At 38.9% G+C, this 26,589-nt stretch carries 27 protein-coding genes, 1 tRNA gene and 1 pseudogene; 17 read left to right on the top strand and 12 right to left on the bottom strand.

What is annotated here, in order from left to right:
- Positions 1-545: 545 nt before the first annotated feature.
- The gene (locus E0409_RS00310; protein ID WP_131286465.1) at positions 546-2,249 is read right to left on the bottom strand and encodes a M61 family metallopeptidase; all 1,704 of its coding nucleotides are present in this window, start codon (positions 2,247-2,249) and stop codon (positions 546-548) included.
- 179 nt (positions 2,250-2,428) lie between these two features.
- Between E0409_RS00310 and E0409_RS00315 the strand changes: the two genes are divergently transcribed.
- The 3 genes and pseudogenes from E0409_RS00315 (at position 2,429) to slyD (ending at position 4,813) form a co-directional block, all read left to right on the top strand.
- Entirely contained in the window at positions 2,429-3,739 is a 1,311-nt protein-coding gene (locus E0409_RS00315; RefSeq protein WP_131286467.1) for a D-alanyl-D-alanine carboxypeptidase PBP6B, read from the top strand.
- 186 nt (positions 3,740-3,925) lie between these two features.
- Positions 3,926-4,195: pseudogene (locus E0409_RS00320) on the top strand (NAD(P)/FAD-dependent oxidoreductase); the annotation flags it as partial.
- Between the two features lie 135 nt (positions 4,196-4,330).
- Positions 4,331-4,813, top strand: a complete 483-nt coding sequence (slyD, locus tag E0409_RS00325) for a peptidylprolyl isomerase (RefSeq protein ID WP_131286470.1) — start codon at positions 4,331-4,333, stop codon at positions 4,811-4,813.
- Between the two features lie 119 nt (positions 4,814-4,932).
- Here the strand turns inward: slyD and E0409_RS00330 are convergent, their stop codons facing one another.
- The 5 genes from E0409_RS00330 to E0409_RS00350 form a co-directional block, all read right to left on the bottom strand.
- Positions 4,933-5,631 (bottom strand): Crp/Fnr family transcriptional regulator, encoded by a 699-nt coding sequence (locus tag E0409_RS00330; RefSeq protein WP_131286472.1) that lies wholly within the window; start codon positions 5,629-5,631, stop codon positions 4,933-4,935.
- A gap of 150 nt (positions 5,632-5,781) precedes the next feature.
- Positions 5,782-6,753, bottom strand: a complete 972-nt coding sequence (locus E0409_RS00335) for a TauD/TfdA dioxygenase family protein (protein ID WP_131286474.1) — start codon at positions 6,751-6,753, stop codon at positions 5,782-5,784.
- A gap of 243 nt (positions 6,754-6,996) precedes the next feature.
- On the bottom strand, positions 6,997-7,401 hold the full coding sequence (rnk, locus tag E0409_RS00340) for a nucleoside diphosphate kinase regulator (RefSeq protein WP_131286476.1): 405 nt from the start codon (positions 7,399-7,401) through the stop codon (positions 6,997-6,999).
- A 166-nt stretch (positions 7,402-7,567) separates the two neighbouring features.
- Complete coding sequence (gene glyA, locus E0409_RS00345; RefSeq protein WP_131286478.1) at positions 7,568-8,821, bottom strand: serine hydroxymethyltransferase; 1,254 nt, start codon at positions 8,819-8,821, stop codon at positions 7,568-7,570.
- Positions 8,822-8,976: 155 nt separating this feature from the next.
- The gene (locus E0409_RS00350) at positions 8,977-10,203 is read right to left on the bottom strand and encodes an alpha/beta hydrolase (protein WP_131286480.1); all 1,227 of its coding nucleotides are present in this window, start codon (positions 10,201-10,203) and stop codon (positions 8,977-8,979) included.
- A 246-nt stretch (positions 10,204-10,449) separates the two neighbouring features.
- Here E0409_RS00350 and E0409_RS00355 point away from each other — a divergent pair, with 246 nt between their 5' ends.
- From E0409_RS00355 to E0409_RS00370, 4 genes are all read left to right on the top strand, one after another.
- Positions 10,450-10,854 (top strand): hypothetical protein, encoded by a 405-nt coding sequence (locus E0409_RS00355; protein ID WP_252151753.1) that lies wholly within the window; start codon positions 10,450-10,452, stop codon positions 10,852-10,854.
- A gap of 95 nt (positions 10,855-10,949) precedes the next feature.
- Positions 10,950-11,648 carry an exonuclease domain-containing protein gene (locus tag E0409_RS00360; RefSeq protein ID WP_131286484.1) on the top strand — a complete coding sequence of 233 codons (699 nt, stop codon included), beginning with the start codon at positions 10,950-10,952 and terminating at the stop codon, positions 11,646-11,648.
- A gap of 87 nt (positions 11,649-11,735) precedes the next feature.
- Positions 11,736-12,362, top strand: a complete 627-nt coding sequence (locus E0409_RS00365; protein WP_131286486.1) for a hypothetical protein — start codon at positions 11,736-11,738, stop codon at positions 12,360-12,362.
- A gap of 212 nt (positions 12,363-12,574) precedes the next feature.
- Positions 12,575-12,925 (top strand): hypothetical protein, encoded by a 351-nt coding sequence (locus tag E0409_RS00370; RefSeq protein ID WP_131286488.1) that lies wholly within the window; start codon positions 12,575-12,577, stop codon positions 12,923-12,925.
- A gap of 181 nt (positions 12,926-13,106) precedes the next feature.
- Here the strand turns inward: E0409_RS00370 and E0409_RS00375 are convergent, their stop codons facing one another.
- Positions 13,107-13,325: a hypothetical protein gene (locus E0409_RS00375; RefSeq protein ID WP_131286490.1), complete on the bottom strand. Its 219-nt coding sequence runs from the start codon at positions 13,323-13,325 to the stop codon at positions 13,107-13,109.
- 554 nt (positions 13,326-13,879) lie between these two features.
- Between E0409_RS00375 and E0409_RS00380 the strand changes: the two genes are divergently transcribed.
- Positions 13,880-14,419, top strand: coding sequence for a serine O-acetyltransferase (locus tag E0409_RS00380; protein WP_131286492.1), 540 nt, complete (start codon positions 13,880-13,882; stop codon positions 14,417-14,419).
- Between the two features lie 41 nt (positions 14,420-14,460).
- Here the strand turns inward: E0409_RS00380 and E0409_RS00385 are convergent.
- Positions 14,461-14,536, bottom strand: a tRNA-Arg gene (locus tag E0409_RS00385).
- 178 nt (positions 14,537-14,714) lie between these two features.
- On the opposite strand from E0409_RS00385, the gene E0409_RS00390 reads away from it, so the two are divergent.
- From E0409_RS00390 to E0409_RS00420, 7 genes are all read left to right on the top strand, one after another.
- A complete protein-coding gene (locus tag E0409_RS00390) occupies positions 14,715-15,650 on the top strand; it encodes an ABC transporter ATP-binding protein (RefSeq protein WP_131286494.1) in 936 nt (311 codons plus the stop codon).
- Complete coding sequence (locus tag E0409_RS00395; protein ID WP_131286496.1) at positions 15,647-16,420, top strand: ABC transporter permease; 774 nt, start codon at positions 15,647-15,649, stop codon at positions 16,418-16,420. The genes E0409_RS00390 and E0409_RS00395 overlap by 4 nt, the downstream gene beginning before the upstream one ends.
- The gene (gene queF, locus E0409_RS00400; protein WP_131286498.1) at positions 16,420-17,235 is read left to right on the top strand and encodes an NADPH-dependent 7-cyano-7-deazaguanine reductase QueF; all 816 of its coding nucleotides are present in this window, start codon (positions 16,420-16,422) and stop codon (positions 17,233-17,235) included. Before E0409_RS00395 ends, queF begins: the two co-directional genes overlap by 1 nt.
- A 26-nt stretch (positions 17,236-17,261) precedes the next feature.
- Positions 17,262-17,912, top strand: a complete 651-nt coding sequence (locus E0409_RS00405) for a hypothetical protein (RefSeq protein WP_131286500.1) — start codon at positions 17,262-17,264, stop codon at positions 17,910-17,912.
- 954 nt (positions 17,913-18,866) lie between these two features.
- Positions 18,867-19,868 carry a lytic murein transglycosylase B gene (gene mltB / locus E0409_RS00410; protein WP_131286502.1) on the top strand — a complete coding sequence of 334 codons (1,002 nt, stop codon included), beginning with the start codon at positions 18,867-18,869 and terminating at the stop codon, positions 19,866-19,868.
- Between the two features lie 286 nt (positions 19,869-20,154).
- Complete coding sequence (locus E0409_RS00415) at positions 20,155-20,763, top strand: septal ring lytic transglycosylase RlpA family protein (RefSeq protein ID WP_131286504.1); 609 nt, start codon at positions 20,155-20,157, stop codon at positions 20,761-20,763.
- A gap of 283 nt (positions 20,764-21,046) precedes the next feature.
- Positions 21,047-21,502 (top strand): Mpo1 family 2-hydroxy fatty acid dioxygenase, encoded by a 456-nt coding sequence (locus tag E0409_RS00420; RefSeq protein ID WP_131286506.1) that lies wholly within the window; start codon positions 21,047-21,049, stop codon positions 21,500-21,502.
- Between the two features lie 33 nt (positions 21,503-21,535).
- On the opposite strand, the gene E0409_RS00425 is transcribed toward E0409_RS00420, so the two are convergent.
- A complete protein-coding gene (locus tag E0409_RS00425; RefSeq protein ID WP_131286673.1) occupies positions 21,536-22,036 on the bottom strand; it encodes a DUF3465 domain-containing protein in 501 nt (166 codons plus the stop codon).
- 280 nt (positions 22,037-22,316) lie between these two features.
- Between E0409_RS00425 and E0409_RS00430 the strand changes: the two genes are divergently transcribed.
- Positions 22,317-22,949: a DUF6585 family protein gene (locus tag E0409_RS00430; protein WP_353682170.1), complete on the top strand. Its 633-nt coding sequence runs from the start codon at positions 22,317-22,319 to the stop codon at positions 22,947-22,949.
- 49 nt (positions 22,950-22,998) lie between these two features.
- Here the strand turns inward: E0409_RS00430 and E0409_RS00435 are convergent, their stop codons facing one another.
- From E0409_RS00435 to rpsB, 3 genes are all read right to left on the bottom strand, one after another.
- Positions 22,999-23,415 (bottom strand): hypothetical protein, encoded by a 417-nt coding sequence (locus E0409_RS00435; protein WP_131286510.1) that lies wholly within the window; start codon positions 23,413-23,415, stop codon positions 22,999-23,001.
- Positions 23,416-23,598: 183 nt separating this feature from the next.
- Complete coding sequence (gene tsf, locus E0409_RS00440; protein WP_131286512.1) at positions 23,599-24,474, bottom strand: translation elongation factor Ts; 876 nt, start codon at positions 24,472-24,474, stop codon at positions 23,599-23,601.
- 140 nt (positions 24,475-24,614) lie between these two features.
- The gene (gene rpsB / locus E0409_RS00445) at positions 24,615-25,364 is read right to left on the bottom strand and encodes a 30S ribosomal protein S2 (RefSeq protein ID WP_131286514.1); all 750 of its coding nucleotides are present in this window, start codon (positions 25,362-25,364) and stop codon (positions 24,615-24,617) included.
- Between the two features lie 207 nt (positions 25,365-25,571).
- On the opposite strand from rpsB, the gene map reads away from it, so the two are divergent.
- On the top strand, positions 25,572-26,396 hold the full coding sequence (map, locus tag E0409_RS00450) for a type I methionyl aminopeptidase (RefSeq protein ID WP_131286516.1): 825 nt from the start codon (positions 25,572-25,574) through the stop codon (positions 26,394-26,396).
- Positions 26,397-26,589: the final 193 nt, after the last annotated feature.

Consider the following 26,589-nt stretch of genomic DNA (forward strand, 5'->3'; position numbering starts at 1 on the left):
TTTATATTATTTAAACCCTAGATAACTGATCAAAATTTAAACCGACCAATTTACTGTTTTACAACCCAATTAATTAAAACATGTTGGGTATCATGGAAATAAATCATACATAAAGGAATACGATGCAAATTTTTTCCTGATCAGCCGAAAAAGTAATCATTGTGAAGTCTGCGCTCCTTACTTAAGTTTTACTAAACTTTAAAGGCTTTCGAGCGGTAATTTTCAACGAAATATTGTGGGAGAATCCAAGATATAAATGTTGTCCTTGAAGCTCAGCAAGGTGATAAATGGGGGATTTTAAAGGTGCGACCCATAAGTAAAATCTAATTTCAGAGCTTTAGCCTAAAGATACCAACCTGAAAAGAGTATAGATAAAATTACTTTTGAACAAATAACGGGTTTAAAGTATAAAATTAAACAAGTAAGAGATATCAAAAGTATCTGTTTGGTTGGTTGAGAAATAAAATCAAATCATTTTTTCATATTAAAAAATAAAAAACCGACGCCTAAGCATCGGTTTTACATAACTTTAAAAAACTAGCAAATTAAGCTTTCAACCACTTCTCTGCTTTGGCTTGATCTTCAACTTTCAGTTCAACCGTGGTCAAATCAATTGCACCACCTTGAACTTCAAACTGAATAAATTCATCACGGCGGAATGCATACACAGTGAAAGCACCTGCTTGTTTTGCATATTTCTCAAGAAGTTTTTCAGAGGCTTTTAAGCCATCAATGGCAACAATCACATCATTGGCTGAAAGACCGGCTTTCGCCCCTGCACTGTCACGACGAACCTGTTGAATCACCACACCTTCAGGTTTATCTGCAACTTTTAGTCCGAATGGCAAAGCTTTTTCATTTTTCAACTCAAAACTTAGACCAAATTCAGGGAACAACTGATCCAGTGGCAATTCGTCTGTGGTGTTAATCAAATGATTAATTTGCTCAAGCCAGCTTTGACCCGTCAACTCCTGACACAAATCAAAGATGGTACGTTCATTCACCTGAATGCCCTTTTGCGCATTTTCATACAGCTTACGCATGAGTGCATCCAGGCTTGAACCTTTAAGACGCAATCCTAAATCCAGGCACAACGCCACCAAACAACCTTTGTTGTAATAGCTTGTGCCTGCATTATTTGAATTCTCATCCTGACGGTAGAATTTCACCCATGCATCAAAACTTGATTCCGCCACAGTTTGAATCGCATGACCTGGGTTTTGCAGGTAACGATCAATCTGTACTTTTAATAAAGCAAGATACGATTCTTGATTGATGACACCACTACGCAGCAAAATCAGATCATCATAATAAGAGGTAAAGCCTTCAAAGATCCAAAGAAGTGAAGTATAGCCTTCTCTATTCAAATCATAATTGACAAAGTTTTCCGGACGAATAAATTTCACCAGCCAAGAGTGGAAATATTCGTGACTGCATAAACCCAGGAAACGTTGATAGTCTTTCGATGGCTCTTCTGGTTCATCTGCTTTTGGCAGGTCATCACGTGGCGTGATTAAGCTGGTGCTATTCGGGTGTTCCAAACCACCATAACTATTGCCTGTTGCCATCGTCATGAAAGTATAATTTTCAAATGGCGCTGAACCAAACATTGAAATTTCTGTGCTACAGATTTTTTCAATGTCTTGCTGCATACGCTGTGCATTCATGGCATGTTTGCCCGAAACCACGAACTCGTGCGAAATACCATTGGCTTCAAAACTAAAACGGGTTTGATCAGCCAGTTCAAATGGCGAATCAATTAGCTGCGCATAGTTTTTAGCTTTTAAGGTATAACGACCTTTGACCAGGCTTTTATTTTCCAAACCGGTAGCCAATTGGAAGTGTTTTAGTTCTGGCGGCAAGAACACTTCAACTTCAATGGATTTATCTTCCTGACCTTCCAGTCCCAAGCACGCACAGGCCGGATTCACGTATAAACGGGTTTGATCCACATATGCACCGCGAACAGACAAATCATAGGCATATACATCATATTCAACTGTAATCAGTTCATGATCGGTATTAAATAAACGCCATTTATTCTTTTCAAATTTTTGAATCTGTAAAATGCGACCATCTTCATCATATGCTTTGACTGACTCAAGATGCTTTGAAAACTCGCGAATCAAATAACTTCCCGGAATCCAGGTCGGTAAAGAAAGTACTTGGGTAGGATTTGCTAAAAAGCGAAGTGTCACGTGAACTAGATGCTGACGATAATCGTCAAATTCGATTTGATAATGCAACATAATGGGCAATACAAAATAAAAAAAGGTAACTTGGCAATTAGCTTAGCATTTTTTTACAAAGCAATGCGAACTGTCGCAATTGTCTACAATTCTGACTAGCCATTGCCAAAAAAAAAGCATAGCATGCCCGTGATTTTTTGCATTTTAAAGTCAATGGATTGGCAAATAAAGGAACATCATTGAAAGCTGTCATCTACCTCCTCGCGTCTCTTTGTTTATTGTGCTCCACGATAGTCAATGCTGCACTACTGAACCTTGTCCCTGAAAGCGTTGAAGCTGCTGCATGGACCATTCTTGATACCCAATCCGGCCAAGTGATTGCGGAGCACAATAGCCATGAGCAACGTGCACCGGCATCGATGACCAAAATGATGGTTGCGTATATAGCGCTGAAAGAAATTGAAGTGGGGCGTTTAAAAAAGGATGAAATCATCACTGCAACACCGGTGGTAAAAATGGTGCAGTGGGATGAATCACAAATGTACCTGAAAGAAGGTGATCAGATCTCCATTGATCAGCTGCTGGCGGGTTTGATCGTAATGTCAGCCAATGATGCTGCAGTGACTTTAGCGGAACGTATTTCAGGGACAGTACCTGCTTTCATCGAACGCATGAATAAAGAAGCCAAAGCTTTGGGAATGAACGATACGCATTTTGCCAATGCGCCCGGTGTGACCATGCCGGACCATTTTTCATCTGCACATGACATGGCACTGCTGGGTCAAGCACTCGCAATACAAACACCTGAATACTTACATTATTCAGTGATGCCAAGTTTCAGTTATAACCAGCGTTTTCACCGTGCAACCAATTTGGCGCTCAAATTTGACCCGACTGTTGATGGTTTAAAAACCGGTTTTACCAAAGCCGCAGGTTATAACCTGGCACTGACTGCACACCGTCCTACCGGTAATCCGGCACTGCCTGAACGTCGCCTGATTGTCGTGGTTATGGGCACAAAAAATGCTTTAAAACGTGCTGAAGTTGCTCACACCCTTCTGAACATGGCTTATACCTATACTCGCAATGAAGTGGCGATTAAAGACAAGCAGCTGATTGCTGAATTGCCGGTGATTAAATCCACTTTAAAAATGTTTAAACTGGAAACCAGTAAACCGCAAATTGTGACCACTTCTTTATATGATCAGCCTTATGCAATTGATCTGCAAACCTATGACACCGTGAATCAACGCATCATGTTGAATACAGGCAATGGAACGATTCAGGTGATCGATCCATTACAAGAAACAAAAACCCACTTAAATGTCGAAATCAAAGAAAAACTACTGACTGCCCCATTAGCAAAAGTGATGGAATTAGCAACTGTGCAGGTTTATCAAAACAACCAGTTGATTCGCACCATTGCCATTGAAAATGATGTGCAAATTGAAGAAGCCAATTTCTTCCAGAAAATTGTGATTTGGTTTAAACAGCTTTTTACTTTTTTCTCCAGTGATGAGGTGGAAGTCAAAACTTATCCACTAGGCTAATCGCCTGACATTTCTTTAAGTTATGTAAGCTGTATAACAATCTAAACAAAAGCAATGAATTTAAGATGGCATATGGATGCCATCTTCTTTTTTGTCTTTAAAATAACAAATAGCTCAAATATGAGTAATCTGCATAAAATTGTGATTGTGAGTGGTGGCGTAGGCAGTTTAGAACTTGCAACGTAGCTGGGGGATGCCATGAAAGCCCGCATTCAAGGCAAACCACAACCGATGTTCAAATTTTCCGACAAAGGTTCATTGGTGTCATTAAGCCATCATAAAGCAGTGGGAGAATTACTCGGGCAAGTGAGTGTGCAAGGTTTTCTGGCGAAATCGAGGTATGTTTCTTTATATCGACTGCATCAAGCCGCCATTCATGGCTACACCCCTGCCGGTCTTTTGACGGCTAAGGATTTTGTCACAAGAAAAACAGCTTCAAAGATAAAATTACATTGAAATTTTAAAAACCGTCCCTATTATTAAGAAAATGTCATTAAAAATGTAGAAAATGCAGATTTTTGATAAATATGATCTACAAAATCTGCTTTTCACTTTATGATGTCCCCTTTAAAAATTGAATGGATCAATAACATGACTGCTATTGCAAATGACCTCGTGGTTTCTTTCCACTACACGTTGACTAACGCAGAAGGCGAAACTCTCGACCAATCACAAGGTGAACCACTTGCATATTTGCACGGTGCAGGTAACATCATCCCAGGTTTAGAAAATGCTTTAGAAGGCAAAACTGTTGGTGATAAATTTACTGTAAATGTTCCTGCCGCTGAAGGTTATGGCGAATATAACCCAGAAATGGTTCAAGAAGTTCCTGCTCAAATGTTCCAAGGCGTGGACAACATCCAACCGGGTATGCAGTTCCAAGCTCAAACTGATGATGGCATGCAAATCGTAACTGTTAAAGCAGTTGAAGGCGACACAATCGTTGTGGATGCTAACTTCCCACTTGCTGGTCAAGACTTAACTTTCGAAGTTGAAATTATTGAAATTCGTGAAGCTTCTGCTGAAGAATTAGAACACGGTCACGTACACGGCGCGGGTGGTCACCACCACTAAGATCGGTACAGATCAAAAAAGGCAAAGTTTTACTTTGCCTTTTTTATTGCCTGAAATTTTTTATACAGAATTCAATTACCCAAAAAATTAGTTTGTTTAACCATTTTTTAGCAACCTCTCTACAGCTGGCTGATTTGTTTTAAGTGCTGAAGATCAATGATCCGAATCTGGCTATAACTCCATTCTACAATGCGTTGTTGTATAAAATATTGCAGTTGCTTATTTAAGGTTTGTCGGGACACATTCAGTAATTCGGCAAATTCCTGTTGGCTCATTTTGAATTGAAGCGTTGAATGCAGCTGACTTGCGGGTGTTGCCTGCTGCCCCAGGATCATTAAATGTCGCGCAATCTTTTGATTGATGCTCGCGGTTTGCAGATAACGGTTTTTCTCCATCAAGCCATACATTCGCTCACTCAGTAATTGAATGATTTGCCACATGGCTTGTGGCTGCTGCTGTAATTGCTCCAGAAAAACCTGACCTGAAATCACCGCCACTTCAACTTGCTCAACCGCATAAAAATCAAAATTCAGCGGCTTTTGCTGCAAAAATGGCACCAGATTAAATACCGAATATATTTTCACATAATCACTGACTTTAAACTCGCCCTCACTGAGCAACCAGCCAATCTGCATCCGCCCAGACAACAGCACATAAACATCATCCAGTTTTTGCTGATAACGCAAAATCTGTTGTTGCGGTAAAAAACGTAGATATTTTACCTGCTGCATTAACGTTTGATGCGACTGTGCTGTGAATGCTGAAAAGACCGCATCCTCCTTGAAAATTTGCTGTAACTTCTCTGCACGACTGAGCATATGAATTTATCAATCTCATTAAAAATAAAAAAACCTAGTAAATAAATACTAGGTTTTTCATCTCTATAGACCAACCAATTTTTAGCGCTATGTATATCTCGAATTCAGATCAATATCGATTGAACACAGCGCCATCTTACCACTGAGTTATTAGGATACTTTTTCTAAAATTTGACCATTTTCAAAGGTAAAATTGGAAATGTCCTGTTTCACGACTTTCTTCAAGCTCACACTTGGACGACCATCTACACCAAACGGGATCTCGCCTTCAATGGTGACACGGCGTACGACACGTAGGTCGTCACCATAGTCATTAATTGCACGGTGTTGTGTGGCACGATTATCCCAGATTGCGACATCCCCTACGCTCCAGCGCCAACGAACGATGTTCTCTAAATTTACGGCGTAGTCTTGAAATAGTTCAAACAGGCGACGTGAATCTTGGCTGTTATAACCGACAAAACGTTTGAAGAAGTGACCCAATAATAATGTTTTCTCACCGCTTTCAGGATGCACACGTACCAACGAATGCTCTGTTTCATATTCAGTCGAGTTAAATAACTCACGATATTTTTGATAATTTTCGGTATCTGTTGTAGCTGCTTTGGAAGCATAGTCAAAATCATTACTATGCACTGCGCGCAAACTATCTGCCAATTTTTTCAGTTCTTCTGGCAGATCATTATAGGCAGATGTCGTATTTGTCCAAACCGTATCCCCGCCTGCTGCCGGTGCAACAATGCTGCGTAAAATAGAAGCCTTTGGATAATCTTCAATAAAAGTAATATCGGTATGCCAGGTATCTGCTCGGCCGCCACGTGAATCCAGCTCAAGCACATGTGCTGTTCCACTTTTCACGGGAACGGTTGGATGATTCAATGGCTTTCCTAATAGTGCTGCAAAGCCTTCCTGTTCATCATCAGTTAAGTGCTGCTGATTTTTAAAGAAGATCGCTTTATATTTAACTAGAGCATGGTTAATTTCATAAACCGTTTCTTGGTCTAAAGTTGAAGAGAGTTTGATTCCTTCAATTTCCGCACCAATGCGACCGGTAATCGGTTTGACTTGAATATGTTGATATTGATAGTTCGGATCATAGGGTTTGATTTGAGTTTGGCTCATGACTATTCCTTATATTTCAATTTTTATTGCAATGTTGTGTTGTTGAAATACAGTCTGCCCTTAAACCGCTCTAAACACTGTCAAACGTTTGACAGTGATCAGCACAATACCTGCTTAAGTTTTGAAGATTTCTGATTTAGACAGTGACCTTTTAGTAACTTCGTCAGCAAAATAAGTAAAAATTTAAGATTAAAGTTACCCATTAAAAAAGCCCCTAAACATGGGGCTATTTATGCAAAACAATTATAGATAATCGCCTTCACGTTCTGGCTGATACAATACTTTTTCAATCTTCACTTTCATTAAATGACCATCGGGCTGTGGCCATTCAATTTCTTGTCCTTCTGCCAGTCCCAAAATTGCTGCGCCTACCGGTGCAAGTACATTGACTTGTCCTTTTTCACCGCGAAAATCATGCGGATACACCAAGGTAATATCCGTAGATTCGCTAGCAGGCGCAATAATAATACGCACACGTGCATTCATGGTCACTACATTTTCAGGAACATCTTGTGGAGCAACAACATCAGCACGCGCAAGCTCATCTTCAAGATGCTGCATCGTTGGACTCAGTTTAGATTGATGATCAAGCATGGTTTCTAAACGTTGAAGATCTTGTTGAGAAATAATAATTGTTGGTTTAGCCATTTACCTGATTCCTTTGAACGAAAGATGTCATTAGAGCAATAGCAAAATGAGTTGTATCTTTTATGGAGTATTGTTCTGTTATAGCAGAAATATGAGATTCGAAAAATATGACTTTTAATCATATATAAAAAAAGCCCCCTTGAGGGGGCTTTCTCAAGTCGTTAACTTATTTTGCGTAAACAGGAAATTTAGCACAAACAGCCGCAACTTTTTCTTTAACCGTAGCGATTACTGCTTCGTCGCCTTTCGCATCCAAAATGTCTGCGATCCAGCCAGCAAGTTCACGTACTTCAGCTTCACCGAAACCACGCGTTGTTACAGCTGGAGTACCAATACGGATACCAGAAGTCACGAACGGAGAACGTGGGTCATTTGGTACAGCATTTTTGTTCACAGTAATGTGAGCAGCACCTAACCAAGCATCCGCTTCCTTACCAGTCACGTCTTGTTTGATCAGTGACAATAAGAACAAGTGGTTTTCAGTACCACCAGAAACGATATCGTAACCACGTGCGATTAATACTTCAGCCATTGCTTTAGCATTTACCACAACTTGTTTTTGATATTCTTTGTATTCAGGTGTCATTGCTTCTTTAAAGCAGATTGCTTTAGCCGCAACAGCGTGAACCAATGGGCCGCCTTGGTTACCTGGGAATACTGCAGATTGAAGTTTTTTCTCAATCTCTTCGTTTGCTTTAGCCAGGATTAAACCTGAACGTGGGCCACGAAGTGTTTTATGCGTAGTCGTTGTTGTAACGTCAGCGATTTGTACTGGGCTTGGGTAAACACCCGCAGCAACCAAACCAGCAACGTGAGCCATATCTACAAATAGGTAAGCGCCAACTTTGTCCGCGATGTCACGGAAACGTTGCCAATCTACGATTTGGCTATATGCAGAGAAACCAGCAACGATCATGCGTGGCTTGTGTTCTACAGCTAAACGTTCAACTTCTTCGTAATCGATCTCGCCAGTTTCAACATTTAAGCCGTACTGAATCGCGTTATACGTTTTACCAGAGAAGCTAACTTTTGCACCGTGAGTCAAGTGACCACCGTGAGCCAAGCTCATACCCAAAACTGTATCGCCCGGGTTAAGAAGCGCCAGGTAAACAGCAGAGTTTGCTTGTGAACCAGCATGTGGCTGAACGTTAGCATAATCAGCACCAAAGAGTTCTTTAGCACGGTCAATCGCCAATTGTTCGATGATGTCTACATATTCGCAACCGCCATAATAGCGTTTACCAGGGTAGCCTTCCGCATATTTGTTAGTGAGTTTTGAGCCTTGAGCTTCCATAACTGCTGGAGAGCAATAGTTTTCAGAAGCGATTAGCTCGATGTGCGCTTCTTGGCGCTCACCTTCAGCATCAATTGCTTTAGCTAATTCCGGGTCAAATTCAGAAATCGAGATATTGGCAAACATTAGCGAGGTCCTATAAATTAGGGCTTTTAAGCCGTGCTAAGATTGGCGCGTATTGTAGCATGAAGTTTATAAATATCGAGAATGAACTTTGTTCAGTTTTAAATAAAAATAGCTCATGTTTGGTTAAAAACATGAGCTATTTAAGTCAAATCAAGTTATTGAATTGGCATTAGAGATTTTACATCTGCAATTATTTTAGGAATATTCGCAGTATATGCAGTTGTATGATCCCAAGCTAAGTTATATTCCAAAACTATATTAGAAGTCCCGAGTTTCGTCGCATCAGTAACAAGGTCAGCTGTCGCATTTGCTGGAACAGTCGTATCCGAACCACCTTGATATATCTTCACTGGCGTCGTAACTTTCAAAGATAAGGGCTGAGAAGTCGCATTCAAAAATGTTGAAATTGCAGGTATTTGCATAAAATCACTTTGTGTTAAATAACCTGACAATGAGTTAGTTGTCGTTGCGGCAGCTCCCATTTTATTACCAAAATCTAGCCCTAATGGTTCTGAGCAGATTGTTTCAGCTTGAGGGGCTATTGTTGCTGCATTTGTTTCAAAGACTTGAGCATATGTCGGTGGTGAAGTTTGACCCTGCAAACCCGCAGTAATCAGGGCAACATAGGTATTTAAAGAAGCCAAGGTGGAGACTTGATCTTTGGCTGGTAAGTTCGCTACAAGCTGTTGCCCTGTGATAAAAATGGTTTTTAAATTAGACGCGGGGGCAACTACAACAGTTCCTTTATAGTCAAGATTTGCACGCGAAGCATATTGAGCTGCCCCTAATGCTGCGTGTCCGCCTTGTGAGTGTCCTACTGCCATCCATTGATTAGATACTTTTACCCCCAAATAATTACGCGCAGCGACAACTGCATCAGTAATTGAATAAGCCTCGCTTTTTAAATTGAGGAAAGGATGAAACTCATTACCACTTGGCTCGCCCAAGCCTTCATAATCAGGTGCCACCACCACATAACCTGCACTTAAAAGTTGAGTAATCATTCCTTCAATCTCTACTTTCAGTTTACTTCGACTCGGTGCACATTGATCTGCCACGCCAGTGGTACCATGCGCCCAAACCACAATTGGCCAACCTTTTGCAGGTGGCGCTGTTTTTGGTGTAATGACCAATGAGGTCGCTTGAACTTCCTGACCATTAACCCCCAACATTTTATAAGTCATCACCACGCTTTGACCCGCCACGCTGGTCATATTTGTTTCGGTATAAGGCGTAGGAGTAGAAACTACAGGGTTCTGAATATTATTAACCGGAATTCCATTATTTAGACCATTAAAGACTGAATTACCATCTCCACTTCCACAAGCTGTTAAAAAAATGACCGAACTACCCATTAACACCGTTAATAATGTTTTTTTCATTTTTGTATTTCCTTATATATTTTTATTTTGATGATTTTTAAGTAATCATGAATACAAACTATTACCTTTATTTAATATTTGAACAATGTGATTTAACATCAAATTTAAAATACAAAAATTGGCCGGATTAAACTTAATACAAATTATTGATTTTTATAAATTTTAATTTTATACTTTTACAAATATCAAACACTATTAATTTAACAAAATATGTCTGCCTTTATTTGCCTTATTCTTGGTTTTCTATTGGGTTACGCTATACGAAGTTTAAAAAAAGAAAAAACCATTAACAAAGTTGTACGTCGCTATTCTGCACCGATGACCTATCAACAAAAGCTCCACCTAAAAACTCATCATCAAAATGATAGTGACCGCATTCGTGAATTGAATGAATTAAGCCGAAATCAAAGCGTATTTTTACGATTGCTTAAACAAACGTTTATAAATCATGAAATCGCCATTAAACAAAAACGTTTTATCATTTTAGATCGCGACTATATGCCATGTGCGATATTTGAATACCGTGATGGCACTCAAGCCATTAAATTGATGGATCATGAAGATGGGCTGCCTTTATATCTATATAAAGGTCTCATTTCGAGTGATGAATTAAAACAAGACTATTTAAACATCATCTCTGGGCAGAAATAATAAAGAATAGTTAAAAGTCACTGTTTTGAATTTGTGTCAGCGCATTTGAAAGTGTTAAATTTATTCAAACTTCCGCTATAGTTATGGATCAGGTCATGCAAGCAATTATTCTCGATACAGAAACCCATACCTTAAATGGACAGCCGATTGAGATTGCGTATGCACCTGTTCAAATTAATGATGGAAAACTTACCCTCGACAAGACACAAATTTTTGACCAACTATATAGTGTAGATGAACCCATTTCTTATGCGGCAATGGCGGTACACCATATTTTAGAGTCTGAATTAGTCGATCAGCCGCACTATACGACCTTCACCCTGCCAAGCGACACCACTTATATTATTGGTCACAATATTGATTACGATATTCGCGCACTTGAAAAATGTGGCGTAGATTCCAAAAATATTAAAGCCATTTGTACCCTTGCCCTTGCCCGTTTAGTCTGGCCCGATGCTGAAGCCCATAATATTTCTGCGCTCATTTATATGATTACCAAAGGCAGTGCAAAAGCCCGCGACATGATTAAAAAAGCACATCGTGCCGATATGGATATTATTTTAACGGCGAATATTTTGATGCATGAAATCCATCATCTAAAAATTAAAACTATTGAAGAACTTTATGAAGCGTCTGAAGATGCGCGTATTCCACGTAGCATTAATTTTGGTAAACACCGTGGTACTGCCATCACTGATTTACCTGCAGATTATATGCAGTGGCTGCTTCGTCAAGAAGACCTAGACCCTTACCTGCGTAAGGCGATCGAAAATGCAAAGATCGTTACCTTATAATCTTTTGATTTGTAATATTTTTACATATTATTGTCATTATTACTGAATACAATCTGCCTTAATTTATTTTGGAGAGTAAATTAAGGCATGTCTCAATATCACAAAACTGACTTAGGCATTGAAAGTTTAAAACAGCGTTCAATGGATTTGAATGCTCGCCAACGTAGACTGTTACTCCTCATTGGAACAGAAGATTTTAATCTCCTTAATGAACAATTCAAAAAACGTATTGCACCGGTAGAATTACTTGAACAATTACTCGATATGGGCTTAATTGCTTGTTCTAGCGATGAGCAAATTCAAACAACGGTTTCTTCACCTGTCGTTAATAGTGAAATTGAAACCAGTCTCTCAACTCAAACCACAACAGCACTTGCTGAGAAGTTGGCTGAACCTATTACCACAACTTCTTTATCTCCCTCTATTGCAGCAATAGCAGATTCTGAAGTAGAAAAAGAAGTCATAGAAGTATTTGTCGAAGCTTTAAATTTTGAGCAAGTAAAACAATTAATGGCACATCTTCTACAACAAAACTGCGGCTTAATGGCAAAACAACTGACTACTCGGATTCTAGAAACCCAAGATTTACGCAGTTTAAAATTGTGTCAGATGCAATGGATTACAGAATTACAAGAAAGTCGTATTCCCGCCCACGAGTTGAATCAATGTTTAAAACAAATCAATTTTTCTCTACAAAAGCTAAATGCCTCATAAAATTTAAGAGGATTTTTCTGTTTTATGATTCATTTCAGGTCTTAGCTAGACCATTGCATTGAATTTTTCTTTCGATAAAACAACGAGATTAACATCATCATAATCAAATTGTATAAAGTAAAATCTTAAAAATTCCATCTAAATACTACCTTTGCTCAATGGCGAATATTCTCTAAAAACTTCATATAGTAAGTATTTCAGGGGAATTCATTATGACGTCTCGACATTATTTAGAATTTCATCCAGCGGATAATCCGATGTACTTAAAAAAAGTAGGCAATTGGGTGCTGACATTTTTAAGTGCTACAGATGAATTGACCAACATCCAACTTGCCATTACCAGTGTATTGCCGCGTCAAGTGAGTGAAAACCTGCAACCTGTTCGAGTCATCATTCACAAAACAGACGTTGAGAATCGCTGGTTGATCCAGCAGATTGAATGTTATGACAGCGCGCAGGGTAAAGATGAACAATTTAACTGTAATGACGAAATTGGAAATAAAGTCATTCACAGCATTATTCAAGAATTTGATAAATATGATGTCGAAATAAATTTATTATAAATTGAGCCTTTAGCTCACTTCGGTGAACTTTTTTATTTAATTTTTTTGATGATCAATAACCCTTAAACCAATAGAAACCACTCATTTAAACTTAGGCGCCTTAAAAAACTCACCCTGTAGGTGAGTTTTTTTATCTATGATACTTTTATTTGAATAAGCTACATATTTAACCATATTTGCATTACTCGATAATGCGATAGATGCTGTCCGAATTACGGCTCTCAAAAAGCAGTTCAATACTGGGTCGTATCATTTCACCCTCTATAATAATATGTTCAATTCTTTGAAATATTGACAGTTTATTCAACTCAGCATTTTCAGGAAGATCCCGAAGTAATGCCTGCACTTCATGTATCTTACTAAACTGGTCTTTTACTTTCACCTCAATCATTTGAGCCATGGTGGGTTCTCTTCTTAGTTGATTTAATGAACCTTTTTATAGCATATGTTCTGTCATAGACATTGCTTGGAGATGTTAGATTTTTTGGCAATGTAATTTTTTATAATCAGATACATGACATCTATTTTAAATCGTGCAGACCAAAAGCTAGAAATAACTCACAACAGTATCATTTCCTCCCTACACGCCTAAGCTTGTTAAAATTTAAATCATAAAAAATCTTTTTGATTTAAAAATAAGAAAGCCCGCATTTCTGCGGGCTTTTATGTTGGAAGGCTAGTGCTGATTTCTTGTTCAACCCTAAGGTTGTAAACTCAACGAGCTGTCATTGATCCGTCCAACTACTTTGTAGCGTCATCTACGACCTACTGTAGTTTTACTATAAGCGTATACAATTTTTCTGGCAAGACCGGTTAACATTCTAAAATAATTGTATAAAAAAAATACAGTTGATAATTTTCAATTTTAGTAGATCATTGCATGCATCATGCCTATAGATCATTCTTCGGTTGAATCGAGTAAAATGGCACAGCATTTTTGACGAGTCTGACACAATGTTAGTTCAATTGATTTTAAGCGACTTATATCGATATTGTGGCAACACAAAATTCAGTTCATTTATTAAAAACTACTTTTTTAATCGTGGCTTTAATTTCAGTTTTTGGCTTCGTTTAGCTGGCTCAAAATCGATTATTGCAAAATTAGCTTATCCAATTTTTTATTATAAAAAGAAAAAATACAGTATCGATATTCATTGCACCACAAAAATTGGTTATGGACTCTATATCGGTCACGGTGGGCCATTAGTGGTCAATCCAACTACGATTATTGGCAATAACGTTAATCTTTCACAATACATGACTATTGGTGCAAATGGTGGAAGTCAAGCAGCCATCATTGGTGACAATGTTTATATTGGACCCAATGTCTGTGTAATCGACAATGTGCATATTGGAAACAATGCCACCATTGGCGCAGGCAGTGTAGTGACAAAAGATATTCCAGAAAATGCAACAGCAGTCGGCAACTATGCCAAAGTTATTAACTACAATAATGCCGGCAAGTCAGTAAACAGACGCTGGCCTGTAAATTGAGCACAATAAAAAAGAGGGCTTTCGCCCTCTTTTTTAAAATTTGGTGCGCTCAGCGGGACTCGAACCCACGCCACAGGCTTCGGAGACCTGTACTCTATCCAGTTGAGCTATGAGCGCGCGTGCACATCATAACAAAAAAAACCATAAGGTAAAGCAACTATATAGAACTCTTCATTTTTAGTGCTTAGACTTTATACAATGTTCCATAATTGCAACATAGAATTCCTGCTTATTTACTTGGTTTCTTAGCAAAGATCACTCACAATACTCATACTATTCACCATGTGAGAACTTCATGACTGATGCATTGACCTTGAGAGACGTATCTAAAACTTACCGAAATGGTTTTCAAGCACTGAAAGGTATTAACCTAACTGTACCTGAAGGTGAGTTTTATGCACTCCTCGGACCCAATGGCGCAGGTAAATCAACCACCATCAGTATCATTAGCTCACTCACCAAAAAAACTTCCGGTACGGTTGAGATTTTCGGGCACAATTTAGATACCCATCCATCTGAAGCCAAACAATGCTTAGGTGTCGTACCGCAAGAATTTAACTTTGGCCAATTTGAAAAAACCTTTGATATTTTAGTCACTCAAGCCGGTTATTACGGCATTCCCAAAAAAATTGCTGAAAAACGTGCTGAAGAATATTTAGAAAAACTTGGTCTTTGGGATAAACGTGCCGTTCAAGCCCGTATGCTCTCCGGTGGGATGAAGCGTCGCTTGATGATTGCTCGTGCCATGATGCATCAACCTAAACTGCTCATTCTGGATGAACCGACTGCTGGCGTAGACATTGAACTACGTCGTTCGATGTGGGACTTTCTTACTGAAATGAATGAAAAAGGCACGTCTATTATTTTGACCACACATTATTTAGAAGAAGCTGAAATACTGTGTCGTCGCATAGCAATTATTGACCGCGGTGTGATTAAAGAAGACACCAGCATGAAATCTTTCTTGAATCAGCTCAGTGAAGAATCGTTTATTTTTGATTTGGTCGAACCGATTCAACCGATTAATCTTGAAATTATTGGTGTACGTTTTAACTTAATTGATCCTGTCACTTTAGAAGTCACTATGGACAAAGCACATACCGTGAATGAATTGTTCCAGCTTATGGAAGCGCAAGGCATTCAAGTGCGCAGTATGCGTAATAAATCCAATCGCTTAGAAGAACTGTTTGTGAAAATGGTTGAAAAAAATCTTGATGGAGCTGCGCAATGAACTTTAATCAACTCAGTGTTGCGCTGTATACCCTAGTTCATAAAGAAGTGCGTCGCTTTATGCGCATTTGGCCACAAACCCTGTTACCACCTGCCATCACCATGAGTTTGTACTTCGTGATCTTTGGTAATCTGGTGGGTTCACGAATTGGCACAATGGGCGGCTTTAGCTATATGCAGTTTATTGTACCTGGCCTGATTATGATGGCGGTGATTACCAATAGCTATGCCAACGTATCTTCCAGTTTCTTTAGTGCTAAATTTCAAAAAAGCATTGAAGAACTGATCATGAGTCCTGTGCCACTGCATATGATTCTTTGGGGCTATGTGATTGGTGGCGTCTGTCGAGGTGTTTTGGTTGGTATTATTGTGACTGCCATGAGCCTGTTCTTTACTGACTTATATATTACCAACTGGTTTGTGACTATATATACCGTTTTAATTACCTCATTATTATTTTCACTCGGTGGTCTGATTAATGCGGTTTATGCAAAATCTTTTGACGATATTTCAATTATTCCAACCTTTGTACTGACTCCACTCACCTATTTAGGTGGTGTATTCTATGCCATTAGTGCTTTAAGTCCATTTTGGCAAAATCTCTCTTTAATTAACCCGATCGTATATATGGTCAATGCCTTCCGTTTCGGTATTTTAGGTCATAGTGATGTCAATGTTTCAGTTTCATTGAGCGTCATCACCTTATGTTGCGTAGCGCTTTACGGCATAGCTTACTATTTACTTTCTCGTGGTTCAGGAATGCGTGAATAATGAGTGTAGAACATTCTCTATTAGGTAAAGACACCAATTATCCAACAGAATATCAACCCGATATTCTGTTTCCAATTTCACGTGCGCAAGCGCGGGAAAAATATGCCCATGTTGCAGGCATTCAACACGGTAAAGACTGGTGGCATGTTTTTGAAATTTCCTGGTTAAATGCAACTGGCATTCCACAGGTGGCAATTGGTCGTATTACCTTGCTGGCATCTTCACCGAACCTGATCGAATCAAAATCTCTCAAGCTCTACTTTAATAGTATGAACTTTACCAAATTCGATTCAAAAGAAGCGTTTATTGCGACGGTTGAAAAAGACTTATCCGCAGCCGCAGGTGCACCGATTAGCCTGACTTTATTTCAGGCCGATGATCTGGATATTTCCAAACCTGAAGGGATCTGTATCGATGATTTAAGCCCTGAACGCTTAGAGAACCATCCAGATGCGACTTTATTAAAATTAGATCCAGAAAATACTGAACAAGTTGAAGTACAACTGTATTCACATTTACTGCGCAGTAACTGTCCAGTCACAGGACAGCCGGATTGGGGCACGGTTTTTATTCGATATCAGGGTAAAAAACCTTGTTATCGCAGTATTTTAGCTTATATTATTTCTTACCGTCAGCATAATGGGTTCCATGAACAATGCGTGGAACAGATGTTTGCCGACATCTGGCAAAACCTTGGTCCAGAAAAGCTGATGGTATATGCAACTTATACACGTCGTGGTGGATTAGACATCAACCCTTGCCGTGTATCGGATGCGACATGGATGCCTCGCCCCATTCGTTTGGCGCGACAATAAAATGAAGAACATTGAGGTTTTTTAACATGCCATTTTTTGGTTTTATTCCTTCTGCAGAATTATTAACCAGTATTCAAACCGCTCAGGAAAAGAAAAATTCCAGCGAACCGCTTTACCCTTTACGCGACAAAATAGCATTGCTGATTAATGAAGAAATCATTGATGCCATTTTGACCGAACTTGTACATCATTTTCCAGCCAGTGATAAACGTGATACGGCTGAAAAACTTGCGGGTTATATCAAATCAACCGTTGCGGTTTTATTGAAACAGTTGATGAGTAAATCTTCAAATGATGTGGTCAAACAATCGATTGAGTTTTCTGAAAAAAGCTTGTTTAAAGATGCGCAAGGCAACTTGCGTGTAGGCGAACTTTTGGATGCAAGTTTGGTGACCAATCTTAAGCATAGTTATGCGGAAATTAAAGCTGGTAATAACGTCAATAAAGCGGCGCTCACTGAATTGTATAAGCAATTTGCTGAAGCGACTGTGCGTCATTTTATGAGTGACTTTAATAAGACCCTGGATTTAGGCATGATCAAGCGTAAAGCTGCGGATCTGGGTTCTGCTGCAGTGACTAAAGCAGTCCATATGGCCGTGGATAAAATCATTCCGAATTTAAATAAAGCTGAGCTTCTGGCACTTGCGGAATATCACGATACCTTATTTCATGTTTAAATTTCATGCTTGAGCATTTTTAAAATATCAAAACCTAGTAATTGCTAGGTTTTTTTATGGCAAGATTTCGCTCTCAACTAATAAGTACAATGAATCAATACCGCCTTTATGCGAATTTATCTTGATCAGGTATTACAAGATTGGCTGTGTATGACCTTGATTTAGAAACAGAACCATCATGCTTTTCCCTACTCCTTCCATTTTTATGTAAATAATTTCTATATAAAGTGATGCGGAAAATTAAATCCTGCCAAACCTTATTATTGATACTCTTTTGTCCGGTCCTGAATTTTTATCCATTTCATCGTTATAGCAGTACTAATAAAGAAAAAGGTTCAATAGATGAACTTGTAGGATTTGCGTTTTGCAGGGCGATTTTCGATTTTTTAAATAATAGATAGAGTTTCATAGATCCTCTCTAGATTTTGCCTTTATATGGGCTTTTTTGCAGATCTGGCACAAAAGACCATAAGGAAATATTATTTTGCATCACTGCTAAATATCGGATGATTTTCTCGCAACAAGTCCCTGTTCAGCAGTGCAATCTATTGTGATGCATTTTCAACCAAACACCGCTTGAAAAAGCACAATTGCTGCTAAATTTCTTACCCTAAACCTAGATAGACCGTATCATTGCAAACGATGTAAAAGACCAGGCTTGATCAACTAAAACAGGCGGATGATCTTTTATTTTTGTCCTTCAACTGGCAATAGCGAAGCATAGCCAAGAAAACCGGTCTCAAATACGCGGATTTACGCGCAGGCCTACGATCTTTGTCTTTTTTTGTATACGTACTTGTTGATGCAGCGCTGGTCAATGTTATCTTAAGCCCCAATAGAAATTCTGTTACCTTTCATGCGATAGATTTTCAGTCATTCAGTCTGAAATGGCAGCTTTTAGAGTTGTGATGTCAATTGATACACACTGATTATGTTTTTGGAACTTTGAGTAATATGTTAAATATCAACTTTTATAACAAAATTAAACGTCTTCCTTTACTTCTCGGTGCACTTTCCATCACCACTTTCTGCCAAGCCAATGATTTTTACAATCACCCTGCATATAACAGCTTCAAGCAAAAAACCATGCAGACTTATGGCTTAAGTGCCGAGCAAGTCGACTGGGCCATGAATGGCTCAAAAAACCTGCCCAATATTATCAATATCATGAACCGCCCGGGTGAAAGTAAACCCTGGTACCAATATAAAACCAATTTTATGGCTGAAAGCACCATTCAGCGTGGGGTACGTTTTAAAATCCAATATGCCGATACCTTAAACCGCGCAGAACAGCAGTTTGGTGTACCACAAGCGGTCATTTTAGGTGTTTTAGGGGTAGAAACCGGTTTTGGTGCCAATAAAGGCAATTTTGTCACTCGTGATGCATTGGCAACTTTAGGTTTTGGTTATGAACGTCGTGCACAATATTTTCAGGATGAACTCTCTGCACTGATTGCATGGACCTATAAAGATGGTGTTCCAACTAGTTCAGTGACAGGTTCTTATGCAGGTGCAATCGGCTACCCTCAGTTTATGCCAAGCAACATTCCCAAACTAGGCGTTGACTATGATGCTGACGGGCATATTGACCTTAGAAACTCAGCAGTCGATGCGATTGGTTCTATTGCCAATTATTTGGCTCAACATGGCTGGCAACGCAATCGACCAATTGGCTTTTCTGCACGCTATATCGGAAATAATCCAGAATCGATTATCGCCAAAGATTTGGAACAACCAACACCTTATGGAGTCTTAAAGAATCAAGGTGTTACACCAACAAATCCGATTGTGAAAATAGATGATCTGGATATGGTGAATATTATTCAGCTTCAAGACAGCTATGCGCCAATTTATTATATAACTTACCCAAACTTTCAAGTAATTACGACCTATAACAAGAGCCGGATGTATGCCACTGCGGTATGGCAATTAGGCACTGAAATCGCCAGTCGTTAAGACTGGTTTTTACAAAAAATAACCAAAGTCAAGATTTTTTTATGCAAAATGGCGCACAAAACAGGCATTATAAATATATAGTTACAATATTGATTATTTTTTAATCGAAAAACGTTCTATTTCTGTCCTTTTTGTAATATTTTCAATTAAAACGTAGACAGATTATGCATGGCATGAATATTATCCATCTCGTCAAATGTAGTTGCAAAAGAGAATTAACAGACTGGATTGCTTATATTTCAAGCTTTTAAATGAAATTAAGTCAATGGTCTTTAGGAGTTTAATAATGCATTCATCGATAAAGTATATTTTAGCCTTAACCACCACTTTTGCCCTGAGTCAGTCTCAAGCGGAATTGGTACAGTCATCATTCAATACAGATCATGACAACTCTCGCTTAGCCACGCGTGTACTCAATAAAGACGCTCAAAATTTTAATTCACACTTCTCAAACTTAAATAGTCTTTCAATCACTGAGCGTTCTGGCGATAAAATCCGTCGTCAAACCATTGCAGCAAAAATTGAAATTCCTGAAGACGAGCCTTCAGTGATTGAAAAGCTAAACACTGTTGCATCAAACACAGTTCGTAAATTTAGCCAAACCGGCGCAGCATCTTGGTACGGTCGCCAGTTTCATGGTCGTAAAACAGCAAGCGGTGAAACATTCGATATGAATGGACTCACTGCAGCTCACCGTAGCCTGCCATTGAACTGTTATATTCGCGTAACAAATAAAACCAATGGTAAGAGTGTCGTAGTGAAAGTGAATGATCGTGGTCCATTCCATGGCAACCGCGTTCTAGACTTGTCTTATGGCGCTGCAAAACAGTTAGGTATTACTAACGCAGGTACTGCGAAAGTAAATATTGAACGTGTTGATGGTCCAAATTCATAAGATGATGCTAGCCTCCTAATACATTTGACTTAAAAGCCACTTCACAGTGGCTTTTTTAATGTCTATCGAAAAGCAGGCTTAATTTACCTATATGCCCTGTTCCCGTTACAGAAGCCACTCTCACAATAAAATACCAACAACGTATAACGTCTTTTAGATCATCTGAGAGCTTGGTTAAAAATCACGATGATTGAATTTTGACCCGCTCCTGGTTCTGGTTCTGGTTTATATTTTCTTTAAATAAAAATAAGCCAATGGATCCTAAATCCAACTGGAGTGGATGATGAAAACAATAACCGAATGGTTAGATGAATATAGTGAGAGTCATCAAGACAAAACCAACAAAGTCATACATTGGGTTTGTGTGCCAGCAATTCTTTTTTCAATCATTGGAATTCTTGCTCATTTCAGTGCGCTATTCACCGCCCTGATATTGGTCTTAACTTTTGTCTTTTATGCGCGCCTCGATCTGGTACTTGCTGCTGCAATGGCTGCTCTACTCGTTGTGATGGCGTGGCTTATTTTTATCTTACCTGTAGGTGTCGGATTCTATATCGCAATTTTTGTTTTGGCTTGGATTGGGCAATTTTACGGGCACAAAGTTGAAGGTAAAAAGCCTTCTTTCTTTAAAGACCTCCAATTCCTCCTCATTAACCCAGTATGGTGTATGGATGCCTATCTAGGTAAATTGATACCCAAATGGAAAAAATGCCAAAAATCGCAAATGATAGCGATTTAGACACCATCATCATTTTAGCCTTTCGAAGAACCTTTATTGATAGGTTCTTCCTTTATACTTCAACCAACCGTCGGTATGGTTTTTTTGTGGGTCATGATGAGTCCAGTGAATTACACCCCCTTGATCACTATATTCATATTCACCATAAAATTGGACAATTTCACCCTTTTCCAAGTCATCTAGGCGCGGACTTAAGTCAATATTGTGAGCGACCAATACTGTTTGCCCATTACCCAATTCCAGAATAAATTTTTGATGACGTGAACCGTTATTATCATCATGCAAAATAGCTTTCACTCGCCCGCTGAATTGGACTTGAATATCACTTTTTTGTTCTTGAAATGCCTGTTGAATTTTATCATCATCATTTTGAGTGGATAAATTTGCTGATTTCGATAAAATTTCAGTTTGTGGCTCTAAATCCGTGAGCGATTGATTTGAAGGATTCTGCTGTTCCTGTAAATCCATTCCAAAATATGCGGCAATTAATAACGTAATAATTGCCCCTATGCCAAGATTTGTTTTATTGATCATTCTTTTTTCTGCATTAAAATTCAACTTAAGATTATAGCCAAAAACTACCACACCACAAAAACAGCGAAGACAATGCATCATTGTTATCTCTTCGAAAAGCAAAACCCCATCTCTGATTTTCAATCCTTAATTTCATCCAAAATAAATCAAAAAATTCATGGATTTACTGATTAGTTTCTGCTAAAACAAAAAATAAATCTTGATAAAAATAATCAATATGTCAAAGGATAATAAAATGACATTCAGCACCAACAACCTCAGCAAAGTTTATTAGATCATTTTGCTGATTGGCTTAACCATGATTTTACTTTCCATCGATGCCACTGAAGGAAAAACTGTCTTTGGAATTATTTATGTAATTCTGATTGCACTGGCAATTCGATCCTTTAGCTATAAAATCAATGTAACAGGTCGGAAAATTACTACCCGCACCTTAATTACGGAAAACTCCATTTCCATCCTGCCTGAATCACGGATTTATATTCGTAAAAATATTACGTCATTATTCTTGCTGTATCGCCATTATGACTATGGAATCAAAATTATTAACCCAAAAGAAAAGTTAAACATCAATGCCAATGTGAATGATGCAGATGCGTTTTTTGAACTCATTGCTCAGCTTGAACAAAAAATCATTTTTCCTGTGAGTTGGGAACGTTTTTCAACGCAAAAAAAACTAAAATTAGATCAGAACTTAACTGTGCACCCTCAAGGTATTATTTATAAAAATAAGAATTATCTTTATGAATCACTATCAAGTATCGAGCTAGAACAAGGTTATTTTAGATTAAAGGCTGAAGGGAAAATGTGGGAGACTACAGTTTTAGCATTACCCGTTTCACAAATCCCCAACCTGACTACTTTTATGTCCTTAGTTCACCATAATATAGAACCTCAAGCGGAAGTTTCCTAAAATACTACCTGCTGTGTATAAAATTCATTTTTCAATCTAGGCAGAATAGTTAAAGTGATGAACGATTATAGATATATGCAACCGACCCTAAGGCCATGCCTAAACCAATCAACATTGCAAACCAAATCCCACTTGTTTCCGCATGCTCTACAGCACAAATTGAAGGGTCGTTCAGCAAATATTTAATTTTCATCACTGGATTATGCTGTAATTGATTAATGATCGACTCACTGACATTGCCATGACAGGTATAGGTTTGCCCTGTGGTGGTTTGAAATGTCGGTGATACCTCATACCCCGTGGTGACCCCTCGCTTAGTACGTTGGGTATATCCGGTGAGTGGCTGGCTCATTACCTCAATGCCTCGCTCAGCCAACTTTGCATGATCACTTCGCTCACTACACCCCTCTAAGACCAGAAAAATACCCAAAATACATATAATTCCTGCAAAGAACTTTTCTTTCATTATTTCTACCTTTTTATATTCAATTAATTTTTTATATAATGCTTATTCAATAAAAGCATTTTAACAGCTTATTTTTATTGGATAAATTTACTCAATTTATATGAAAAAATATAGAGAGCGCGCATAAAAAAAGCCCCAAATGGGGCTTTTTTTTCACAAAATAGTTCTACCTAGAGGCAAAAATTATTTTGCAGCAGCTTGAGCAGCAGCAACTTCTTCAGCGAAGCTCATTTCTGCTTTCTTCTCAATACCTTCACCTACTTCAAAGCGAACGAATTGAGCAACTGTAGTACCAGTTGATTTAAGAACATCAGCAACTTTCTTGTCGTTGTCGATTACGTACATTTGACGCTCAAGAACAACTTCGTTCAAGTATTTTTCAACTGAACCAGTCACCATTTTTTCAACGATGTTTGCAGGTTTACCAGATTCTAATGCTTTCGCTTCAGCAATTTCTTTTTCTTTAGCGATAAGATCAGCAGATACGCCTTCAGCATTTACAGCAACTGGGTTGAACGCAGCAACGTGCATTGCAATACCTTTACCAGTCGCAGCATCACCTGTGTAAGACACAACAACACCGATTTTTAAACCGTGTTTGTAAACTGCAAGGTTTTCGCCTTCAACAATTTTCGCACGACGAACTTGAATGTTTTCACCGATTTTTTGAACAAGAGCAATACGCGCTTCTTCAACAGTTTGGCCATCTTCAAGTTTTAATTCAGCGATTTGAGCAGCATCAGTTACGCCAGCAGCAAGTGCAGCAGCAGCAACTTTAGCAGAGAAACCAGCAAAGTTTTCGTCTTTAGCAACGAAGTCAGTTTGGCAGTTTACTTCTAAAAGAATCGCTTTGTTGCCTTCTTGAGCAATCGTGATCGCGCCATCAGCAGCAATGTTACCCGCTTTTTTAGCTGCTTTTGCTTGACCAGATTTACGAAGGTTATCAATCGCTAACTCAACATCACCATTCGATTCTGTTAATGCTTTTTTGCATTCCATCATTGCAAGACCAGTACGGTCACGTAATTCTTTTACCATGCTCGCAGTAACTGCAGTCATGTTGTTCTCCTAAATACGGTAGAAAAATGAATCTGTTCAACAAAAACGGCCCAAAGTGTTCTCTGGGCCGTTCTGCTTTCTTGACGCTTAATTTGCCACCATTACATGTCGCAAAAATGACAACCTTGCGTCAAAACGCATTAAGCCTCTGGAGCTTCTTTAACGTCTTCAGCTTTCGCTTGAGCGTTTGCTTGTGATTGAGCGTACTCTTTACCAGCAAGAATCGCATCAGCCATAGCAGAAGCATAAAGTGTAACAGCACGGATTGCATCGTCATTACCCGGGATAACGTAGTCTACGTTGTCTGGGTTAGAGTTTGTATCAACGATACCGATTACAGGAATACCAAGGTTTTTAGCTTCTTTAATCGCGATTGATTCGTGGTCAACGTCAATTACGAATAATGCGTCAGGTAAACCACCCATGTTTTTAACGCCGCCTAAAGCACGTTCAAGTTTTTCCATCTCGCGACTACGCTCTAAAGCTTCACGTTTAGTAAGCTTAAGGAAAGTACCGTCTTGAGATTGAGTTTGAAGGTCTTTTAAACGGTTGATTGATTGACGAAGAGTTTTCCAGTTCGTCAACATACCACCTAACCAACGGTGATCAACATATGGTTGACCAGCGCGTTGCGCTTGTTCACGGATGATGTTAGATGCAGCACGTTTAGTACCAACGAACAATACTTTGTTCTTTTTGCTAGCAAGATTGTTAACAAAGTTCAAAGCATCATTTAACGCAGGAACAGTGTGTTCAAGGTTGATGATGTGAATTTTGTTACGCGCACCAAAGATGTATTCACGCATCTTTGGATTCCAGAAACGAGTTTGGTGACCAAAGTGCGCGCCAGCTTGAAGAAGGTCGCGCATGCTTACGTTGTAATCTGCCATTTTCTATACCTTAAAGTTTGGGTTAGGCCTCCATATACCCGCATTCTCCACCTCGAAAGGCACCCAGAGAAATGTGTCGATATATGTGCGGATTTTGTTGCCCCATCCAACAAAGCCCGTGAAATATATTCACGAAAAAGCATTTGATAAAATGGGCGGCTATTTATACCATAGTCACATACAAATTTCCAAAAGTTTTTAGAGATCATGAACAGTACTTACCAAGCTCCACGTCGACTCATTAAAACCCCTGACGAAATTGAAAAAATGCGTGTAGCGGGGCGACTGGCGGCAGAAGTTTTGGATATGATCAAACCGCATGTTGTTCCGGGTGTGACGACCCTTGAGCTTGATACGATTTGTCATGACTATATTGTCAATAAACAAGATGCCATTCCAGCATGTTTAGGTTACGGTGCAGCGCCTGGTCGCCCTGCATTCCAGCATGTGATTTGTACATCTGTGAACCATGTGGTGTGCCACGGCATTCCATCTGACGCTAAAGTGTTAAAGAAAGGTGATATTTTAAATATCGATATCACTGTCATCAAAGACGGCTACCATGGCGATACCAATATGATGTACATCGTCGGTGGTGAAACCTCAATTTTGGCTGACCGCCTATGTAAAGTGGCTCAAGAAGCGATGTATCGTGGCATGGAAACGGTTAAACCCGGTTCAACCATTGGTGACATTGGTCATGCCATTCAAAAGTATGTTGAATCTGAACGCTTTAGCGTAGTACGTGAATATTGTGGTCATGGTATTGGTACAACTTTCCATGATGAACCGCAAGTCTTGCATTATGGTCAGCCAGATACAGGCATGGTGCTTGAAGAAGGCATGACATTCACCATTGAACCTATGGTGAACGCTGGTGTTTGGCAAACTAAATTATTAGGTGACAAATGGACTGTAGTGACTAAAGATCATAAGTTATCTGCACAATATGAACACACTCTTTTAGTCACCAAAACTGGTGTTGAAGTACTGACTGCACGTCCTGAAGAAGACTTGTCTCGTTTCATGTAATTATTTTTCATGTAATTCTTCTATTTAAATTGCAGCTTAAAAATGGCTACTTCAATGTAGCCATTTTTATGTTTAAACTTTTTTATTTCATCCAGTCGCGTTATTTAGGTTAAAGCTCTTTCCAAACATTCAATTTATTGAGTTATTTTCTATTCCTGTAAAAACATAAAATCGTATCCATTAAAGCCAAAAC

This window comes from Acinetobacter sp. ANC 4862, assembly GCF_004336635.1.
Classification (GTDB): Bacteria; Pseudomonadota; Gammaproteobacteria; order Pseudomonadales; family Moraxellaceae; genus Acinetobacter.

Bases quoted from the DNA above. Each gene is read 5' to 3' on its own strand.
- map (WP_131286516.1), top strand. From the start codon at position 25,572: ATGAACAGTACTTACCAAGCTCCACGTCGACTCATTAAAACCCCTGAC.
- rnk (WP_131286476.1), bottom strand. From the start codon at position 7,401: ATGGCTAAACCAACAATTATTATTTCTCAACAAGATCTTCAACGTTTA.
- E0409_RS00365 (WP_131286486.1), top strand. From the start codon at position 11,736: ATGTCTCAATATCACAAAACTGACTTAGGCATTGAAAGTTTAAAACAG.
- queF (WP_131286498.1), top strand. From the start codon at position 16,420: ATGAGTGTAGAACATTCTCTATTAGGTAAAGACACCAATTATCCAACA.
- glyA (WP_131286478.1), bottom strand. From the start codon at position 8,821: ATGTTTGCCAATATCTCGATTTCTGAATTTGACCCGGAATTAGCTAAA.
- E0409_RS00405 (WP_131286500.1), top strand. From the start codon at position 17,262: ATGCCATTTTTTGGTTTTATTCCTTCTGCAGAATTATTAACCAGTATT.
- E0409_RS00380 (WP_131286492.1), top strand. From the start codon at position 13,880: ATGTTAGTTCAATTGATTTTAAGCGACTTATATCGATATTGTGGCAAC.
- E0409_RS00310 (WP_131286465.1), bottom strand. From the start codon at position 2,249: ATGTTGCATTATCAAATCGAATTTGACGATTATCGTCAGCATCTAGTT.
- E0409_RS00420 (WP_131286506.1), top strand. From the start codon at position 21,047: ATGAAAACAATAACCGAATGGTTAGATGAATATAGTGAGAGTCATCAA.
- E0409_RS00415 (WP_131286504.1), top strand. From the start codon at position 20,155: ATGCATTCATCGATAAAGTATATTTTAGCCTTAACCACCACTTTTGCC.
- tsf (WP_131286512.1), bottom strand. From the start codon at position 24,474: ATGACTGCAGTTACTGCGAGCATGGTAAAAGAATTACGTGACCGTACT.
- E0409_RS00375 (WP_131286490.1), bottom strand. From the start codon at position 13,325: ATGGCTCAAATGATTGAGGTGAAAGTAAAAGACCAGTTTAGTAAGATA.
- E0409_RS00370 (WP_131286488.1), top strand. From the start codon at position 12,575: ATGACGTCTCGACATTATTTAGAATTTCATCCAGCGGATAATCCGATG.
- E0409_RS00390 (WP_131286494.1), top strand. From the start codon at position 14,715: ATGACTGATGCATTGACCTTGAGAGACGTATCTAAAACTTACCGAAAT.
- E0409_RS00395 (WP_131286496.1), top strand. From the start codon at position 15,647: ATGAACTTTAATCAACTCAGTGTTGCGCTGTATACCCTAGTTCATAAA.
- slyD (WP_131286470.1), top strand. From the start codon at position 4,331: ATGACTGCTATTGCAAATGACCTCGTGGTTTCTTTCCACTACACGTTG.
- rpsB (WP_131286514.1), bottom strand. From the start codon at position 25,364: ATGGCAGATTACAACGTAAGCATGCGCGACCTTCTTCAAGCTGGCGCG.
- E0409_RS00360 (WP_131286484.1), top strand. From the start codon at position 10,950: ATGCAAGCAATTATTCTCGATACAGAAACCCATACCTTAAATGGACAG.
- E0409_RS00425 (WP_131286673.1), bottom strand. From the start codon at position 22,036: ATGATCAATAAAACAAATCTTGGCATAGGGGCAATTATTACGTTATTA.
- E0409_RS00335 (WP_131286474.1), bottom strand. From the start codon at position 6,753: ATGAGCCAAACTCAAATCAAACCCTATGATCCGAACTATCAATATCAA.
- mltB (WP_131286502.1), top strand. From the start codon at position 18,867: ATGTTAAATATCAACTTTTATAACAAAATTAAACGTCTTCCTTTACTT.
- E0409_RS00435 (WP_131286510.1), bottom strand. From the start codon at position 23,415: ATGAAAGAAAAGTTCTTTGCAGGAATTATATGTATTTTGGGTATTTTT.
- E0409_RS00350 (WP_131286480.1), bottom strand. From the start codon at position 10,203: ATGAAAAAAACATTATTAACGGTGTTAATGGGTAGTTCGGTCATTTTT.
- E0409_RS00330 (WP_131286472.1), bottom strand. From the start codon at position 5,631: ATGCTCAGTCGTGCAGAGAAGTTACAGCAAATTTTCAAGGAGGATGCG.